Genomic DNA, 15,921 nt, shown 5'->3' on the forward strand with positions numbered 1-15,921 from the left:
CTAGAACTCAACCGCCTAAACCTCATGGCTATGCCCCGTCCTCAGCCCTTCGCGGACGCGATGGGCGATTGCCAGGAACTCGGGGGTTTCACGAATGTCGAGCGGGCGTTCGGCCGGCAGGGTCGAGTCGATCACATCGGTTACGCGGCCCGGGCGCGGAGACATCACCACGATCTTGGTCGAGAGGTAGACCGCCTCGGGGATGGAATGGGTGACGAAGCAGATCGTCTTGTTGGTGCGGGTCCAGAGTTTCAGCAGCTCTTCGTTCAGATGGTCGCGGACGATCTCGTCCAAGGCGCCGAAGGGCTCGTCCATCAGCAGCAGGTCGGCGTCGAAGGCGAGAGCGCGGGCGATCGAGGCGCGCTGCTGCATGCCGCCGGAAAGCTGCCAGGGGAATTTCTTCTCGAAGCCCGAAAGACTGACGAGATCGAGCGCTTCGGCGATGCGCCGCGTCCGGTCGGCGCCGGAATAGCCCATGATCTCCAGCGGCAGGGCGATATTGTTTTCGATGGTGCGCCAGGGATAGAGCGCCGGCGCCTGGAAGACATAGCCGTAGGCGCGGGCCTTGCGAGCCTCTTCCGGTGTCATGCCGTTGATCGAGATCTCGCCCGAGGTGCTCTTTTCGAGATCGGCGATGACACGCAGGAAAGTGGTCTTGCCGCAGCCCGACGGGCCGATGAAAGAGACGAAATCGCCCTTGCGGACATCGAGATTGACATTGCTCAGTGCACGCACCGGGCCGTCATTGGCCTGGTAGGTGAGACAGAGATCCTTGGCGGATACGACGGAGGGTGTTTGCATCAATGCGACCAGTCTTGTTTTCGCCGCGGGAACGCGGTTTGCGTGCTATCATTACCGCCGGTTTTATCGACGACACACTCCATGGAGGATGAGGATGGACGTGACATCAAAGCCCACCTGCCACATCGTTCGCCCCAATCATGCCTATGACGGCAAGCAGGGGCTCAGCTATTTCCAAGGGGTCGCGGCCGAGACGGTCGGCGCCAAGGGCATCTGCATGCACCTCCTGACAATCCCGCCGGGCGTCCGCGCCAAGGCGCATCTGCACGAGGCGCACGAGACGGCGATCTACATGCTCTCCGGCGAAGCCCATACCTGGTACGGAGACCGGCTCGAGCATCACGTCATCGTCCATGCCGGCGAACTTTTCTATATCCCGGCCGGCGTGCCGCACCTGCCGGCAAACCTCAGCAGCACGCCGTGTACGGCGATCATCGCCCGCACGGATCCGAACGAGCAGGAAAGCGTCGTGCTTCTGCCGGAGTTGGACGCTTTGGTACCGGCGTGAGGTCATTGGCATGAAGTCGTCGGTCCCCGGTTGATGGCCGTATCGTCAGGCACCATCGTCAGACGCCGCTTGCCGGAATGCCGCTGCGCGTCACCTTGCGGGGCGCGGTGATGTCCTTCCACTGGGAAAGCGCCTTGCTGACGGCCGTGACCGGTTCGCGCCTGACGAACTCGCCGTGGCCCTCGCGGGTCTTGATGGTGTTTTCCTCGATCGCGACAACGCCGCGCGTCAGCGTATAGCGCGGCAGGCCGGTCACTTCCTTGCCTTCGAAGACGTTGTAGTCGATCGCCGACTGCTGGGCCTTGGACGAGATGGTCTTGGAACGTTGCGGGTCCCAGACGACGATATCGGCATCGGCGCCGACAAGGATCGCGCCCTTCTTCGGATAGATGTTGAGGATCTTGGCGATGTTGGTCGAGGTGACGGCGACGAATTCGTTCATCGTCAGTCGGCCAGTGTTGACGCCATGGGTCCAGAGCATCGGCATGCGGTCTTCGAGGCCGCCGGTGCCGTTCGGGATCTTGGTGAAGTCGCCGACGCCAAAACGCTTCTGCGCCGTGGTGAAGGCGCAATGGTCGGTGGCGACCACCTGCAGCGAACCGGAGGCAAGCCCTGCCCAGAGTGAATCCTGATGTTGCTTGTTGCGGAAGGGCGGCGACATCACCCGGCGCGCCGCATGATCCCAGTCGGGATTGGAATATTCGCTCTCGTCGAGCGTCAGGTGCTGGATCAGCGGTTCGCCATAGACCCGCATGCCTTTGGCGCGAGCACGGCGGATCGCCTCGTGTGCCTGTTCGCAGGAGGTGTGAACGATATAGACCGGGCAGCCGGCCATGTCGGCGATCATGATGGCGCGGTTGGTGGCTTCACCTTCCACTTCGGCGGGCCGGGAATAGGCATGCGCCTCGGGGCCGTTATTGCCCTCGGCGAGCAGCTTTGCCGACATCGAGGCGACGACGTCGCCGTTTTCGGCATGTACCAGCGGCAGAGCGCCGAGTTCGGCGCAGCGCTGGAAGGAGGCGAACATCTCGTCATCGTCCACCATCAGCGCGCCCTTATAGGCCATGAAGTGCTTGAAGGTGTTGATGCCCTTGTCGCGGACGATCGTCTCCATTTCCTTGAAGACCTGCTCGCTCCACCAAGTGACCGCCATGTGGAAGGAATAGTCGCAATTGGCGCGGGTCGATTTGTTGTCCCACATGGTCAGTGCTTCGAGCAACGACTGGCCGGGGGCGGGAAGGGCGAAATCGACGACCATCGTCGTGCCGCCGGAAAGGGCGGCGCGCGTGCCGCTCTCGAAATCGTCGGAAGAATAGGTGCCCATGAAGGGCATTTCGAGATGGGTGTGCGGGTCGATACCACCCGGCATGATGTAGCAGCCGGAGGCATCGAGCGTCTCGTCGCCCGAGAGGTTCGGACCAATCTCGACGATCTTGCCGCCGTCGATCTTGACGTCAGCCTTATAGGTGAGGTCGGCCGTGACGATGGTGCCGTTCTTGATGACTGTGGTCATGGCTGCTGTTCCCTTTCCCTGCGATCCTATTACTCTCACGGCTCTACTGCCACCGTGGGCGTGCCGTTTCTAAAGAGCGCCGCACCCTTGGCGATAAGGCTGTAGACGTCCGCCTCACTCAACTCATCGGGCGTGTCATGCTCGTCTTCATAATGCCAGTCGGGCCGCTCGACGACATGGGTGCCGCCGACTGACAAGGACCAAAAACCATCGCTTTCGCGAAAGTAGAAATCCTTCCCATCGATCAGTCCGGTTGCTTGTATGGGTTGGCAGCCTTTGGGACGTTCGATCAAGATTCCGGACATGGAAGGGCCGAGTTCGATCCGAACGACACCGGGCCCAGGCCCATAGATATAGTGGGTTTGGTGGAGCGCATCTGGGTCGCGGTCATCTGACTTGGCCAGCTGAACACCAGAAGGTTTATATCGCCAAAAGCTCGATATTTGCGGAAGCCTGATCCGCTCGTCTGCCGTATTGATGCCAATGTAGAATATCTGCACACCAGGGACGTCGCCCCACGGTCCTTCACTCACTGGCGTCACATTGGCGGTGGCCCACGCGAGGTCGTCGCCAGTTCGTTGAGTTTCGAACTTAAAGATATCAGCATAATCGAGATAAGTCGTTGGCAAGTCTGGCGCCATCACACCACAATCTCCGCCGTCTCGACCACCGCATGGAACAGCACATCGGCTCCCGCCATCGCCCATTCCTTGGAGATCTCTTCCGCCTCATTGTGCGAGAGGCCGCCGACGCAGGGGCACATGACCATCGTTGCAGGTGCGACCTTGGCGGCCCAGCAGGCGTCGTGGCCGGCGCCGGAGATGATGTTCATGTGGCTGTAGCCGAGCCGCTCGGCAGCGTCGCGCACCGACGTGACCAGTTTCGGATCGAAGGTGATCGGCTCGAAGTGGCCGATCGCCTCGATGGAACAGCCGACGCCGAGTGCATCGGTGATCTCAGGCGCTTTCGCCTCGATCTTTGCCCGCATGCGGTCGAGCTTCTCTTTGTTGGGCGAGCGGATGTCGACGGTGAAGACGACCTTGCCCGGCAGGACGTTGCGCGAATTCGGCGAGAAGAACACCTGGCCGACACCGCCGACGGCGCCTGGCTGCTCGCCCATCGCCACGTCCTGGACCATTTCCAGGATGCGGGCCATGGCGAGACCGGCATTGACGCGCAGGTTCATCGGCGTCGAACCGGTATGGGCTTCCTTACCGGTCAGCGTGAATTCCAGCCACCAGAGGCCTTGGCAATGGGTGACGATGCCGATCTGCTTTTCCTCGGCTTCGAGAATCGGTCCCTGCTCGATGTGATATTCGAAATAGGCGTGCATCTTGCGGGCGCCGACCTCTTCGTCGCCGACCCAGCCGATGCGTTTCAGTTCGTCGCCGAACAGATTGCCCTCAGGGTCCCTGCGATTATAGGCGAAGTCCAGGCTGTGCACGCCGGCGAAGACGCCTGACGCCAGCATGGCGGGCGCAAAACGGGCGCCTTCCTCATTCGTCCAGTTGGTGACGACGATCGGATGTTTGGTCTTGATGCCGAGATCGTTCATCGTGCGCACGACTTCGAGAGCCGCAAGCACGCCGAGCACGCCGTCATATTTGCCGCCGGTCGGCTGAGTGTCGAGATGCGAGCCGACATAGACGGGCAGAGCATCGGGATCGGTGCCGGGGCGGGCGGCGAACATCGTGCCCATGCGATCGACGCCCATGGTCAAACCGGCATCGTCGCACCATTTTTTGAAAAGGCTGCGGCCCTGCGCATCGGCGTCCGTCAGCGTCTGGCGGTTGTTGCCGCCTGCTATGCCGGGGCCGATCTTCGCCATCTCCATGAGACTGTCCCAAAGACGGTCGCCATTGACGCGCATGTTCTCGCCTGGTGCTGCCACCATTTTGTATGCCCTCACCTGTTTGCGGCAGTCATGCAAAGAGGCATGCTCGCCTGTTCCCGTAGTCCTTTCCTGCGCCCCCTTATTGGTTTTGTCGAGCGCCGGAAAATCGCCAGTTGCCTTTGTTTTGCATCTGGCGGATAATTTGACCGATTGGTAAACATTACAACTTCCACCGCCGGGCTCAAGACGAAAATCACGAAAATTGCCGATAAAAATACGGGCAGTTGCTCAAGAAAGCGGCGGCGGTCGCTTCCAGCAAAACTTGAGCGAAGAAGTTGAATTTCAAGGGGAAATAACAACCTGTGACCATACCGAGAGCAGCGAAAACCCTGAGGCGGACGCGAATCCAGGAGGAGAAGGAAGAGCAGATCCTGGAAGCGGCCCTCGACGTGTTTTCGGCAAGCGGTTTCCGTGGCTCGACCATCGACCAGATCGCCGAAGTGGCCGGCATGTCGAAACCCAACCTGCTCTATTATTTCCGCACCAAGGAAGCCATGCACCGGGCGCTGATCGACCGGGTGCTCTACACTTGGCTGGAGCCGCTGCGGGCCTTCGACGCCGAAGGTAACCCGGAGGCGGAAATCCGCAGCTACATTCGCCGCAAGCTAGAGATGGCCCGCGATTTTCCGCGCGAGAGCCGGCTTTTCGCCAACGAGGTGCTGCAGGGCGCGCCGCATATCGAGGACGAGTTGAAGGGGCCGCTGAAGGAGCTGGTCGACGAGAAGGCGGAGGTCATCCGCGCCTGGGCGAAATCAGGCAAGATCGTCAAATGCGACCCCTATCACCTGATCTTCTCCATCTGGTCGACGACGCAGCATTACGCGGATTTCGACGTCCAGGTGCGTGCCGTGCTGGGACAGGAACATTCGGGCGAAGGGCGCTTCGAGGATGCGGCGCGGTTTCTCGAACAGCTCTTCATCGGCGGCCTGCGACCACCGGATCCCCTTGGGGGGTGAGGGTTTTACCCTCTCCTCGGGAGCGGCACCCGGGCAAGAATATCCGTCACGCCTTCCATCGTATAAGGCTTCTGCAGCACGGGCGCGTCCGAGTGGCTGTTCGCCTGGGCAATGCCCTCCCCATAGCCCGTGGCGAAAACGAAGGGAACGCCATCAGCTGCCAGCCGGTCGGCAATCCCGAAACTCGTCTCATTGCCAAGATTGACATCGAGAAGCGCCAGATCGAAGGACTGGCCTGCCAGAATTTCCATCGCCTCAGTGACACTTGGCGCAGTTGCTACGTCGGCGCCCAGGCGGCGCAGAATGTCCTCCCCATCCATGGCGATGATCAGATTGTTTTCCACCAGCAGAACGTTCAGGCCGGCGAGCGGCTGATCGTCGGGATTGGTCTTGCGTTCGGTCGGTCCGACTGAAGCCGGATTTGACGGTTCGCTCGTTGGGCCGACGACATGTCGCGCCGGAATGCAGAAATCGGCCTCGAGCCCCTCCTTGACGTAGCGGACCTCGGCCTTGCCGCCGAGGTCATAGGGGATCGAGCGGCGGATGATCGTCGAACCGAAGCCATGGCGTTTGGGTTCGACGACGGGCGGACCATCCTTTTCGCGCCAGCCGATGCGCAGATTGCCCTCGTCGTCGCGGTGCCAGCCGAGTTGGACGATGCCGCTGCCGGTGCCGGAAAGGCTGCCATATTTGGCGCTGTTGGTCATCAGCTCATGGAAAACAAGGGCGGCGGTGGAAAAAGCCTGCGGTTCCAGCAGCACGTCCTCGCCGCTCATTTGAATGCGTTGCGCATTTTTCCCGAGATAGGCGGCGGTCTCTGCCAGCAGCAATTGCCGGAGCGAAGCGGGCGCCCAGTGATCGCGGGTGATCTGGTCATGGGCGCGGGCGAGCGACTGGATGCGGCCCTCGAGCTGGCGGATGTAGTCGCCAAGGCCGACCGACGTTGCCTGTGACTGCCGGATAATGCCGGTGATGAGGCCCAATATGTTGCGGACGCGGTGGTTCAGCTCGGCAATCAGCAGTTCCTGGCGCTCGTTTGCCGTCTGGCGCGCCATGCTGACCTCGTCGGTGAGGCGCAATACCACCTCGATCAGTGTAACGCGGATGGTTTCGGCGACACGGTGCTCGGCCTCCGTGAAGGGGAGGGAGCGACCACGCACCAATTCCGACCAAGCCTCGAAACTCTTGCGCGGCGTTAGTCGCGGGCCGTTCGGGCCGTATTCCACCGGCTTGTGCGGGTCGCCGCCCCAGCGAACGGTGCGCACCAATTCTTGACGGAAAAGCACGACGTAATCGCGCGGCGAACGCGAGATCGGGATGGCGAGCATGCCTGCCACCGCATCGCCGACCTCAAGATCCGGATAGGCTTCCGCGAGCCTGTCCACGGCATAGATGCGGCCGGCGGCGTTGCGGTTGAGGTGGCGGACGAGGGCTGCGAAGCCTCTCTCATTCGGCCCGATGCCGGCAAGGGCCAGCCGGCCGTTGATCCAGACGCCGATCCCGTCGGCAGGAATGGCGTCGGCGAGCGCCTCGATCAGCCAGGCCGGATCGTCGAGCAGGCTCGCATTGTCTGCGACGGAGGTGAGAAGCCGGTCGGCAATGCGGCGCGCCTTGGTCTCGTAGTCGAGAGCCAGTCGCCGTTCGCGGCTTTCAAGGCGCGACGCAAACATCTGGCCGAAGAGTTCGGCAGTGGAGCGGCGTTGGGCCGAAGGCAGACGCGGGCCGTAGTGATGGCAGGCAAACAGACCCCAGAGCCTACCGTCCACAACGATCGATATGGAGAGCGAAGCGCCAACGCCCATGTTTTTCAAATATTCGATGTGGATCGGCGAAACCGAACGCAATACCGACATGGAGAGATCGAGCGGCCGGCCGTGCTCATCGAGCTGCGGCAGGATCGGGACCGTGACGGCGTTGACATCGGCAATGATGCGGAACAGGTTACGCAGATAAAGCGCGCGCGCCTGTACCGGAATGTCGGAAGCCGGATAGTGCAGCCCGAGAAACGAGCCGATGCCGGCCCGGGCAGCTTCCGCCACCACTTCGCCGGAACCGCCTTCATCGAAACGATAGACCATGACCCGATCGAAACCGGTAAGCGCCCGCGCCTGTCTTGCACCTTCACGGAAGAAAGCTTCCAGTGTTTCCGTGTGGTCGAGGCGCGACATCATGCTGCGCATGGAGAGCGACGCGGCGTCGTGCTTGTCTTCCTGGCAGCGCTCGCCTTCGATGATGACCTCACCTTCGTTCAGGTGCACGGCAATGTCGAACCTGTTTTGATCGGGCATCAGGGCAATGCCGAAAATGCGCTCGACGACGTCGGAACCACGCAGCGTGGTAAGCTTGTTGCGGATTGCGTGGAGTGCTTCGGGTGTGATCACAGAGATAATGGAACGGCCGAGCGCGTCGGCCTGTGTCACTCCGAGAAACTCCGCCAGATTTGCGGAGGCGCGCATGACGATCCAGTCTGAGGATACCGCCATGAGAAAGCCGAAGGGCTGGACCGAGCCGAGCTGGTGAATCGGCTCACGGTCGCAGTTGGTGAGATCGACGGGTTCGTGCGTGCCGCTCATGGGACGGCTTCCAGTTCGACTTGCCCCGCTTTGAGGAAGAGCTCGAAGACATCGCGGGCTGCGGCGGCGGCAACACCGGGATCGTCCACCTTGCTCGCGTCAAGACGATCCATGAAAAGCCGCATGGCGCCCTTCGGGCCTTGCGGGCTCAGATAGCTGCTGGGCAAGTGGTCGGGCACGGCCTTGGCGAGCAGCACGCCGCCGAGCTTGGAGCCCTCAAGGACGTAGGCGGCACCCCAGACCGCTGCGTCGCAGCGCAATACCGGTTGTGGAAGCAGGACGGGCAATCGATCATCGAGTTCCCGTATGTCGGCAGCCAACAGATGCGCGCGCCGTCGTTCCGGCCAGTCCGGCAGCAGACGGCCGATTCCTCCATTCTCAAGCGCATGTTCGACTGATGGTACGACGCGGGCATGCGCGCGCAAGAAAGCCTTATAATCCTGGGTGCGTGAGAGGTTGAAACTGCCGAAGAGGGTGTCCACCGCGGCGTGGCAATCTGCAGTTTGTGCGCGGAGGGCGCTGCGAAGTGACATGCTGACCGTGTTCCGAGTGATATGGCGGCCGTCCACAACGGACGGTGAATGAGCGGATATACTGCGGCAACGAGTGATTTCCAGGGAAACGTCTAGGAAAAACATGGGTTTCTCGTCGCTCACAGACGCGGCGAGCGCTTCAGCCCATCATTGCCGGCAGTCCTGCGGCAAGCGTATCGATCGCGAGCCGCACCTTCGGCAGCATGACCGGAGAGCGCAGCCAAACGGCATGGGCATCGAAGACATTGGCCGGTTCGTGCTTCAACACCTGAATGAGCCGGCCTGCCAGCACCTCCTCGCGGACCAGCCAGCAGGGCAGCCAGGCAAGACCGCGCCCGGCGACGGCCGCATCGGAAATCGAAGCGAGGTCGTCGAGCCGCAGCCGTGCCTTTGGCGGCATCCGCCGCCCGGGATCGGTTGCAGTGGGAAAGATCCAGCCCCTATCGTCATCGCCCCGCCTGTAGACGATGCCTTCATGCTGCGGAATATCGAAGACCGTCTGCGGCGCGCCATGTTTTTCCAGATAGGCGGGCGATGCGCAGACGGTCATGCGCTGGCGGGCGATCGCCCGCGCCATCAGATCCGGATTGTCCTTCAGCGGTCCGTTGCGGACGACAAGATCGAAGCCGTCTTCGAGCAGGTCGACGATACGGTCGTTGAAAGAAAGGTCGAGTTCGAGATTCGGATGCTCATCGAGCAGGCGTGCGAGGACCGGCGCGATGCAGTGGCGGCCGAAGAGCACTGGCATCGAGATGCGCAGCCGGCCGCGGACATCACGCCGGCCGGATTCCAGCATGGCTTCCCCGAGGCGGATTTCCTCGACCGCCCGCAGGCAGCGCTCGTAGAAGAAGCGGCCTTCCTCGGTAAGGCTCTGCATGCGTGTCGTACGGTTGAAGAGGCGCACGCCGAGACGCTGTTCCAGCCGTGCGATCGTCTTACCGACCGCCGAACGTGTGAGATGGAGCCGCTCGGCGGCAGCCGAAAAGCCACCGGCCTCGACGGCTTCGACAAAGATCGAGATACCCTTGAGCTGTTCCACTTGTTTCCTCTTTGGAACCATTCTGGAGAATTAATATCGCAACTGGTGCGAAATATTCAACGATATGTTTGCGCTCCCGGCAATGGACAAGGAGCAAGACAATGCAGACAACACGGCAATGGCAGATCGACGCGGTTGGGCCGGAACGCCAGCTGACGGTCGGCGAGCGGAGGCTCGAACCGGTTTCGGGAAACAGGGTCCTGGTCCGGACGGAAGCCGTCTCGCTCAATTTCCGCGACCGGCTGGTGATGGAAAGCGGCATGGGGTTGCCGCTGCAATTTCCCTTCGTGCCGGCTTCCGATATGGCGGGGGTCGTCGAGGCAGTCGGACCCGAGGTCAGCCGGTTCAAGCCGGGCGATCGGGTCATCTCGACCTTTTCGCCCGACTGGATCGACGGACGTGGGTTGGGCGATGCGCGCACGCCACCCTACAAGACGCGTGGTGGCTTTTATCCTGGCGTCCTCTCCCAATACACTGTGCTCTCCGAGGAGTGGTATTCACGCGCGCCTGATACGCTCGATGCGGCGCACGCGAGCACCTTGCCCTGCGCCGGGCTGACCGCCTGGTTCGCACTGATCGAGCGCGGTGGTCTGAAAGCCGGCGACAAGGTGCTGGTGCAAGGCACCGGCGGTGTGGCGCTCTTCGGTCTGCAGATCGCCAAGGCGCATGGCGCGGAGGTCTTCATCACATCGGGCAGCGCCGAGAAGCTCGAACGCGCCGTCGCTCTCGGCGCCGATCATGCGATTAACCGCCATGAGGGCGACTGGGTTGAGCAACTTTATCAGTTGACCGGCGGCTGTGGCGCCGATCACGTACTTGAGATCGTCGGCGGCCCGCATCTCGGCCAGGCGCTGAAGGCGGTGGCGATCAATGGCCGCATTTCCGTCATAGGCGTGTTCGAGGGGTTCGAGGTTTCCGGCCCGGCCGGCCCGCTGCTGCTCAAGGCGCCGGTTGTGCAGGGCATTTCCGTCGGCCACCGCCGTGCGCTTGAAGATCTGGTGCGGGCAATCGACCAGACCAGGCTGAAGCCTGTGATCGACAAGCGTTATGCTTTCGGCGAGTTTCCTGAGGCGCTCGATCATCTCTATCGCGGGCCTTTCGGCAAGGTGGTCGTCGAGTTCTGACGGCAGCAAGTTTCCTTCTCCCGCTGCATTATTGGGGGAGACGGGAGACTGATCACGCGGCAGCGGGGACGCCCTGTTCGAAGGCGAAGCCTTCATCGGCCCAGCCGGTCATCCCGCCGATCATGAGCTTCACCTGGAGGCCGAGATTGGCGAGGCGGAAGGCTGCCTTGTCGGCGCCGTTGCAGTGCGGGCCGGCGCAATAGACGACGAACAGTGTATCGCTTGCCCATGCCGACATTCGGTGCGCCGTCATCTTGCCGTGCGGCAGGTTGATGGCTCCGGGAACATGGGCCGCTGCGAAGAGCTGCGGCGAGCGTACGTCGAGGAGAACGAAATCGACTTTCCCGGCCGCAAAGGCGGCATGCACGTCCGAGCAATCGGTTTCGAAAGCAAGCCTGGCGGCAAAGTGAGCGACAGCGGCATCCGGAGCTGCAGCAGGTATTTGGGAAACGGGGCTTGGCATCGGGTTCTCCCTTTTTCTGAAGTTGCCGCCTGGTATCGCCGATGCTAGAGCTTTGTGAAATTGGCCATCATGACCGACAGCGTAAAGATCATGCCAAACTCATCCCCGCAGCAGACCAAAGGACCGCTTGTCGCCGCACTTGCCTATGACGGGCTCTGCACCTTCGAATTCGGCATCGCCTACGAGGTCTTCGGCCTGCCACGCCCGGAGATGGGGGCGGATTGGTATCGTTTCTCAGTCTGCGGCATCGAACCAGGGCCGCTTCGCGCTGCGGGCGGGCTGACGGTCGCGGTCGACAAGGGACTGGAGGTGCTTGATGAGGCGGATCTGATTGTGGTACCCGGCTGGCGGGCAATCGATGCGCCGGTGCCGGCACCGCTCGCCGTAGCGCTCAGGGCAGCGCATCAGCGCGGCGCGCGCATCATGTCGCTCTGCTCGGGCGTTGCGGTTCTTGCCGGATCCGGGCTGCTTGCCAACCGTAGGGCGACGACACATTGGCGCTATGTCGCCTCGATCGCTGCACGTTATCCCGACATCACGCTCGATGCCGACGTTCTCTACATGGACGAGGGCAGCCTGCTGACGGCGGCGGGGAGTGCCGCCGGCATCGATCTCTGCCTGCACGTGGTGCGCGGCGATTTCGGTTCAGAGGCCGCAAACAGCGTGGCAAGACGTCTCGTCGTGCCGCCGCACCGCGAAGGCGGACAGGCGCAGTTCATTCACGCGCCGGTTCCCGAGGAACGCGAGGGCATCCGCCTGGGGCCGCTGATCGAATGGATGCGCGAAAGCCTTTCCGAGGAGCAGCCGATCAGCCTGCTTGCCAAAAGAGCCGGCATGAGTATGCGCACCTTCCAGCGGCGCTTCGAAGCGACGACGGGCCTCAGCGTCGGCGAATGGCTGCTGAAGCAGCGGCTGCGGCATGCCCGCGACCTGCTGGAGAAGGAACTTGCTGTTTCGCTCGACGACATCGCCGCCGCCAGCGGCTTTGGAACACTGGCGACGATGCGGCATCATTTCCGCAGGCGACTGGGGACGAGCCCCAATGCCTATCGGAAGTCATTCGGCGGTTAGGCATCCCATGCTTGCATTTCTTTGCGATTTCACCTAAGTGGGCGCTCTCGATTGTTTCTGGAAAGGGAGCGCCACGATGACGAATATCTCCGCACGCCCCGAGAGGGTTTCGGCTTAACTCGGTCAATGGGCCGATGAATGCCGGTTGACATCGCCCTTTTGGCGATGAAAGACCAATCATATCCAGAGTTCATCATCATGGGCAATTCCATTGGGAGCAGAAGCTCCCCGATGACGTCGTCGGCACATCCGGCACTCATCAATCGTTTCTTTTCCGGTAGCGCCTGGATCGAAGGCGCCGCTTTAAATCAACTCGACGAAATGTCCCGCCTGCCGGGCGTTTTGGAGATCGCCGCGTTTCCAGATCTGCACCCCGGAAAATATGGTGCGACCGGCGTGGCACTGTTGTCCTCTCGGCTGCACCCGCTGCTGATCGGCAACGATATCGGCTGCGGCATGTCGCTCTTCGGCCTGGATCTTCCGCTGCGCAAACTGAAGATCGACAGGGCGGCGGAGCGGCTTCGCCGGTTTGAAACGCAGGCGATCGGAAATGCGGCGCAACTTCTCACGGAGGCAGGTCTGTCAACCGATCTGACACCCGGTGCTCTCGGCACGATCGGCGGCGGCAATCATTTCTGCGAGTTGCAGGCTGTGGAGGATCTGGCCGAAGGTGGATCTGCCTACGGTCTCGATGATCAGGGGCTTTATCTGCTGGTTCATTCCGGTTCGCGGTCCCTGGGCGCCACCGTATTCTCGGAGATGGTGGCCGCTCATTCGGGGCTTGCAGCCGGTCTTGAGCCCGGTTCGGAGGCCGGTGCCGCCTGGCTTGTGCGCCATGACCAGTGCGTTGCCTGGGCATCGTTGAACCGACGGCTGATCGCAGAGCGGGCGGCCGCAGCGCTTCATGCGGATCTGCGTCTCATCGCCGACGTGCCGCACAATCTCGTTCGCCCGTCCGATCGTGGGTTTGTGCATTACAAGGGTGCGGCGGCGGTCGTAAGCGGCGAACTCGCGCCGATTGCGGGATCTCGAGCGAGCCTCAGCTATGCGGTTCGTCCGAGCGCCGGCGTTGCCAGTTCGTTGGATGGTATCTCTCACGGGGCCGGTCGCAAATACGACCGCGCCACCATGCACGGGCGTGTCGGCCGGAATCGCTCCGAACGAGAACAGCTCTTGCGCAATTCCTGGGGCGGTATCGCCATCTGCGACGATCGCTCCCTTGTCGTCGAGGAGGCGGCATCTGCATACAAGGATGCCGGGCAAGTGGTGACCGATCTGGAAAATGAGAGCCTGGTCGTGAGGCTTGCCAGCTTTCGGCCGCTTGTCACCTTCAAGAAGGTGGTTGATGAAGCGGAGGTTGAGCAGCGTCGGCGAAAACCCGAATATCGCAGGGAAGGAGGACGTGGCCATGAGCGCTATTGATCTTCTCGTTACCGCGGGCAACGGTCCGGTGGAATGCCGCATGGCGCTGTCGGCGCTTCTCGGCATCCTCGAGCGGGAGGCCGTTCGGCTCGGCTGCTCTTTCGAGACCAGCCTTGGTCCGATGCCGGACCAGCACGGCGCCAAGTCGGCGATCGTCAGCCTCAATGGTTTCGAGGCGGAGCAGATCGCCAGTGACTATTGCGGCACGATCCGCTTCACCTTCAAGAGCCAGGTGCGTCCGGGTCACAAGCGGCAGAACTGGTACGTCTCGGTTCAACGTATCGATACCAAACCGGAAGGCGGCGAGGTGACGATCGATCCAGCCGACCTGCGTTTCGAGACGCTAAGGGCCGGCGGACCGGGCGGGCAGCATCAGAATACGACCGACAGTGCTGTTCGTGTCCTGCATCGGCCGACCGGTCTCGTCGCGACGGCGCGCGACGAGCGTTCCCAGCATCGCAACAAAGCCTTGGCGCTCCGGCGTCTTGAGGCGATGTTGCGCCATATCGAGGCGGAGAAGCAGGAGGCTGCCAAATCCGGGCGCTTCATCGCCAACCGGACCATCGAACGCGGCAACGAGGTCAAAACTTTCAAGCTGTAATCGGGAATAGCGTGCCCTGACTACAACAACAAACGGCGCCCTTTCATGTAGGGCGCCGATTTCACTGGTCATGACCCGCCGAGGATTATGGCGGCGTTGCGAATTCTTATTCCGCCGCCTGGCGGGCCATCGGGTTGTTGGGGTGCGTCGTCCAGTTGGCATAGTTCGGGTCGACGACCCGGCCGGTGCGCTTGTCGAGGGTGCCGGCGGGAAGCTGCTCCATGGTGATGCAGTTTTCGACCGGGCAGACGCTGACGCAGAGATTGCAGCCGACGCATTCCTCGTCCATCACCTCGAAATGGCGAACGCCGTCGACGAAGTTGGTGATCGCCTGGTGCGAGGTATCCTCGCAGGCGATGTAGCAGCGGCCGCATTTGATGCAGGCGTCCTGATCGATCTTCGCCTTGGCGATGTAGTTGAGGTTCAGATATTGCCAGTCGGTGACGTTGGGGACGGCGCGGCCGGTAATGTCGTCGAGGTTGCGGTGACCCTTCTCGTCCATCCAGTCGGAGAGACCAGTGATCATCTCCTGGACGATCTTGAAACCGTAGGTCATTGCCGCTGTGCAGACCTGGACGTTGCCGGCGCCGAGCACGAGGAATTCGGCCGCGTCCCGCCAGGTGGTGATGCCGCCGATGCCGGAGATCGGCAGGCCGTAGGTTTCGGGATCGCGGGCGATCTCGGCCACCATGTTGAGCGCGATCGGCTTTACCGCCGGGCCGCAATAACCGCCATGGCTGCCCTTGCCGCCGACCGTCGGGTTGGGGGCGAAGTTGTCGAGATCGACGGAGACGATCGAATTGATCGTGTTGATCAGCGAGACGGCATCGGTACCGCCGGCCTTGGCGGCGCGGGCAGGGCGACGGACATCGGTGATGTTGGGCGTCAGCTTGGTGATGACGGGCATGCGGGTGTACTGTTTGCACCAACGCACGACCATCTCGATATATTCCGGCACCTGGCCGACTGCCGAGCCCATGCCGCGCTCGGACATGCCGTGCGGACAGCCGAAATTGAGCTCGATGCCGTCGGCGCCGGTCTCTTCGACCAGTGGCAGGATCGCCTTCCAGGCCTCTTCCTCGCAGGGTACCATGATTGAGGCGATCAGCGCCCGGTCCGGCCAGTTCATCTTCACCTGCTTCATTTCCCGCAGGTTGGTGTAGAGGTCGCGGTCGGTGATGAGCTCGATATTGTTCAAGCCGAGCAGGCGGCGGTCGGCGCCCCAGATCGCGCCGTAGCGCGGGCCGTTGACGTTGACGACGGGCGGGCCTTCCTCGCCCAGCGTCTTCCAGACCACGCCACCCCAGCCGGCCTTGAAGGCGCGCTCGACGTTATAAGCCTTGTCGGTCGGCGGCGCAGACGCCAGCCAGAACGGGTTCGGGGATTTGATGCCGACGAAATTATTACGGAGATCAGCCATTGT

General features: G+C 62.1%; 15 protein-coding genes. 6 read left to right on the forward strand and 9 right to left on the reverse strand.

The features are described from left to right. Positions 1-15 precede the first annotated feature (15 nt). A complete protein-coding gene (locus tag G9X68_RS29520; protein ID WP_168314298.1) occupies positions 16-801 on the reverse strand; it encodes an ABC transporter ATP-binding protein in 786 nt (261 codons plus the stop codon). Between the two features lie 94 nt (positions 802-895). Between G9X68_RS29520 and G9X68_RS29525 the strand changes: the two genes are divergently transcribed. Further along, positions 896-1,309 carry a cupin domain-containing protein gene (locus G9X68_RS29525; protein WP_003542280.1) on the forward strand — a complete coding sequence of 138 codons (414 nt, stop codon included), beginning with the start codon at positions 896-898 and terminating at the stop codon, positions 1,307-1,309. Between the two features lie 58 nt (positions 1,310-1,367). Here G9X68_RS29525 and hydA read toward each other — a convergent pair whose 3' ends face one another. Genes hydA through G9X68_RS29540 form a run of 3 tightly spaced genes read right to left on the reverse strand, consistent with a single transcriptional unit; the run spans position 1,368 to position 4,716 of the window. Beyond that, entirely contained in the window at positions 1,368-2,822 is a 1,455-nt protein-coding gene (gene hydA / locus G9X68_RS29530) for a dihydropyrimidinase (protein WP_171605405.1), read from the reverse strand. A gap of 35 nt (positions 2,823-2,857) precedes the next feature. Continuing rightward, a complete protein-coding gene (locus G9X68_RS29535) occupies positions 2,858-3,466 on the reverse strand; it encodes a hypothetical protein (RefSeq protein WP_171605406.1) in 609 nt (202 codons plus the stop codon). Beyond that, positions 3,463-4,716, reverse strand: a complete 1,254-nt coding sequence (locus tag G9X68_RS29540; protein WP_171605407.1) for a Zn-dependent hydrolase — start codon at positions 4,714-4,716, stop codon at positions 3,463-3,465. The genes G9X68_RS29535 and G9X68_RS29540 overlap by 4 nt, the downstream gene beginning before the upstream one ends. A 302-nt stretch (positions 4,717-5,018) precedes the next feature. Here G9X68_RS29540 and G9X68_RS29545 point away from each other — a divergent pair, with 302 nt between their 5' ends. After that, positions 5,019-5,672, forward strand: coding sequence for a TetR family transcriptional regulator C-terminal domain-containing protein (locus G9X68_RS29545; RefSeq protein ID WP_171605408.1), 654 nt, complete (start codon positions 5,019-5,021; stop codon positions 5,670-5,672). Positions 5,673-5,677: 5 nt separating this feature from the next. Here the strand turns inward: G9X68_RS29545 and G9X68_RS29550 are convergent, their stop codons facing one another. The 3 genes from G9X68_RS29550 to G9X68_RS29560 form a co-directional block, all read right to left on the reverse strand. Beyond that, positions 5,678-8,245: an HWE histidine kinase domain-containing protein gene (locus G9X68_RS29550; RefSeq protein WP_171605409.1), complete on the reverse strand. Its 2,568-nt coding sequence runs from the start codon at positions 8,243-8,245 to the stop codon at positions 5,678-5,680. Then, the gene (locus G9X68_RS29555; RefSeq protein WP_171605439.1) at positions 8,242-8,778 is read right to left on the reverse strand and encodes a biliverdin-producing heme oxygenase; all 537 of its coding nucleotides are present in this window, start codon (positions 8,776-8,778) and stop codon (positions 8,242-8,244) included. The genes G9X68_RS29550 and G9X68_RS29555 overlap by 4 nt, the downstream gene beginning before the upstream one ends. 139 nt (positions 8,779-8,917) lie before the next feature. Beyond that, the gene (locus tag G9X68_RS29560) at positions 8,918-9,817 is read right to left on the reverse strand and encodes a LysR family transcriptional regulator (protein ID WP_171605410.1); all 900 of its coding nucleotides are present in this window, start codon (positions 9,815-9,817) and stop codon (positions 8,918-8,920) included. A 101-nt stretch (positions 9,818-9,918) separates the two neighbouring features. Here G9X68_RS29560 and G9X68_RS29565 point away from each other — a divergent pair, with 101 nt between their 5' ends. Further along, positions 9,919-10,941, forward strand: coding sequence for a zinc-dependent alcohol dehydrogenase family protein (locus G9X68_RS29565; protein WP_171605411.1), 1,023 nt, complete (start codon positions 9,919-9,921; stop codon positions 10,939-10,941). A 52-nt stretch (positions 10,942-10,993) separates the two neighbouring features. On the opposite strand, the gene G9X68_RS29570 is transcribed toward G9X68_RS29565, so the two are convergent. Beyond that, positions 10,994-11,404: a rhodanese-like domain-containing protein gene (locus tag G9X68_RS29570; protein WP_171605412.1), complete on the reverse strand. Its 411-nt coding sequence runs from the start codon at positions 11,402-11,404 to the stop codon at positions 10,994-10,996. 69 nt (positions 11,405-11,473) lie between these two features. Here G9X68_RS29570 and ftrA point away from each other — a divergent pair, with 69 nt between their 5' ends. The 3 genes from ftrA to prfH all read left to right on the forward strand — a co-directional run bounded on the left by ftrA (position 11,474) and on the right by prfH (position 14,498). Beyond that, positions 11,474-12,475 (forward strand): transcriptional regulator FtrA, encoded by a 1,002-nt coding sequence (gene ftrA / locus G9X68_RS29575; RefSeq protein ID WP_171605413.1) that lies wholly within the window; start codon positions 11,474-11,476, stop codon positions 12,473-12,475. Positions 12,476-12,706: 231 nt separating this feature from the next. After that, positions 12,707-13,897 carry an RNA ligase RtcB family protein gene (locus tag G9X68_RS29580; RefSeq protein ID WP_244956266.1) on the forward strand — a complete coding sequence of 397 codons (1,191 nt, stop codon included), beginning with the start codon at positions 12,707-12,709 and terminating at the stop codon, positions 13,895-13,897. Next, positions 13,884-14,498, forward strand: coding sequence for a peptide chain release factor H (prfH, locus tag G9X68_RS29585; RefSeq protein WP_171605415.1), 615 nt, complete (start codon positions 13,884-13,886; stop codon positions 14,496-14,498). Before G9X68_RS29580 ends, prfH begins: the two co-directional genes overlap by 14 nt. A 106-nt stretch (positions 14,499-14,604) precedes the next feature. On the opposite strand, the gene preA is transcribed toward prfH, so the two are convergent. Beyond that, on the reverse strand, positions 14,605-15,918 hold the full coding sequence (gene preA, locus G9X68_RS29590; protein WP_171605416.1) for an NAD-dependent dihydropyrimidine dehydrogenase subunit PreA: 1,314 nt from the start codon (positions 15,916-15,918) through the stop codon (positions 14,605-14,607). Between the last annotated feature and the right edge of the window lie 3 nt (positions 15,919-15,921).

It is taken from the genome of Rhizobium changzhiense, from assembly GCF_013087625.1.
Lineage (GTDB): Bacteria > Pseudomonadota > Alphaproteobacteria > Rhizobiales > Rhizobiaceae > Rhizobium > Rhizobium sophorae.

Excerpts from the sequence above, each read along its gene's own strand:
- G9X68_RS29540 (WP_171605407.1), bottom strand. The coding sequence starts at position 4,716 with ATGGTGGCAGCACCAGGCGAGAACATGCGCGTCAATGGCGACCGTCTT.
- G9X68_RS29555 (WP_171605439.1), bottom strand. The coding sequence starts at position 8,778 with ATGTCACTTCGCAGCGCCCTCCGCGCACAAACTGCAGATTGCCACGCC.
- hydA (WP_171605405.1), bottom strand. The coding sequence starts at position 2,822 with ATGACCACAGTCATCAAGAACGGCACCATCGTCACGGCCGACCTCACC.
- G9X68_RS29550 (WP_171605409.1), bottom strand. The coding sequence starts at position 8,245 with ATGAGCGGCACGCACGAACCCGTCGATCTCACCAACTGCGACCGTGAG.
- prfH (WP_171605415.1), top strand. The coding sequence starts at position 13,884 with ATGAGCGCTATTGATCTTCTCGTTACCGCGGGCAACGGTCCGGTGGAA.
- G9X68_RS29525 (WP_003542280.1), top strand. The coding sequence starts at position 896 with ATGGACGTGACATCAAAGCCCACCTGCCACATCGTTCGCCCCAATCAT.
- preA (WP_171605416.1), bottom strand. The coding sequence starts at position 15,918 with ATGGCTGATCTCCGTAATAATTTCGTCGGCATCAAATCCCCGAACCCG.
- G9X68_RS29580 (WP_244956266.1), top strand. The coding sequence starts at position 12,707 with ATGACGTCGTCGGCACATCCGGCACTCATCAATCGTTTCTTTTCCGGT.
- G9X68_RS29520 (WP_168314298.1), bottom strand. The coding sequence starts at position 801 with ATGCAAACACCCTCCGTCGTATCCGCCAAGGATCTCTGTCTCACCTAC.
- G9X68_RS29565 (WP_171605411.1), top strand. The coding sequence starts at position 9,919 with ATGCAGACAACACGGCAATGGCAGATCGACGCGGTTGGGCCGGAACGC.
- ftrA (WP_171605413.1), top strand. The coding sequence starts at position 11,474 with ATGACCGACAGCGTAAAGATCATGCCAAACTCATCCCCGCAGCAGACC.
- G9X68_RS29570 (WP_171605412.1), bottom strand. The coding sequence starts at position 11,404 with ATGCCAAGCCCCGTTTCCCAAATACCTGCTGCAGCTCCGGATGCCGCT.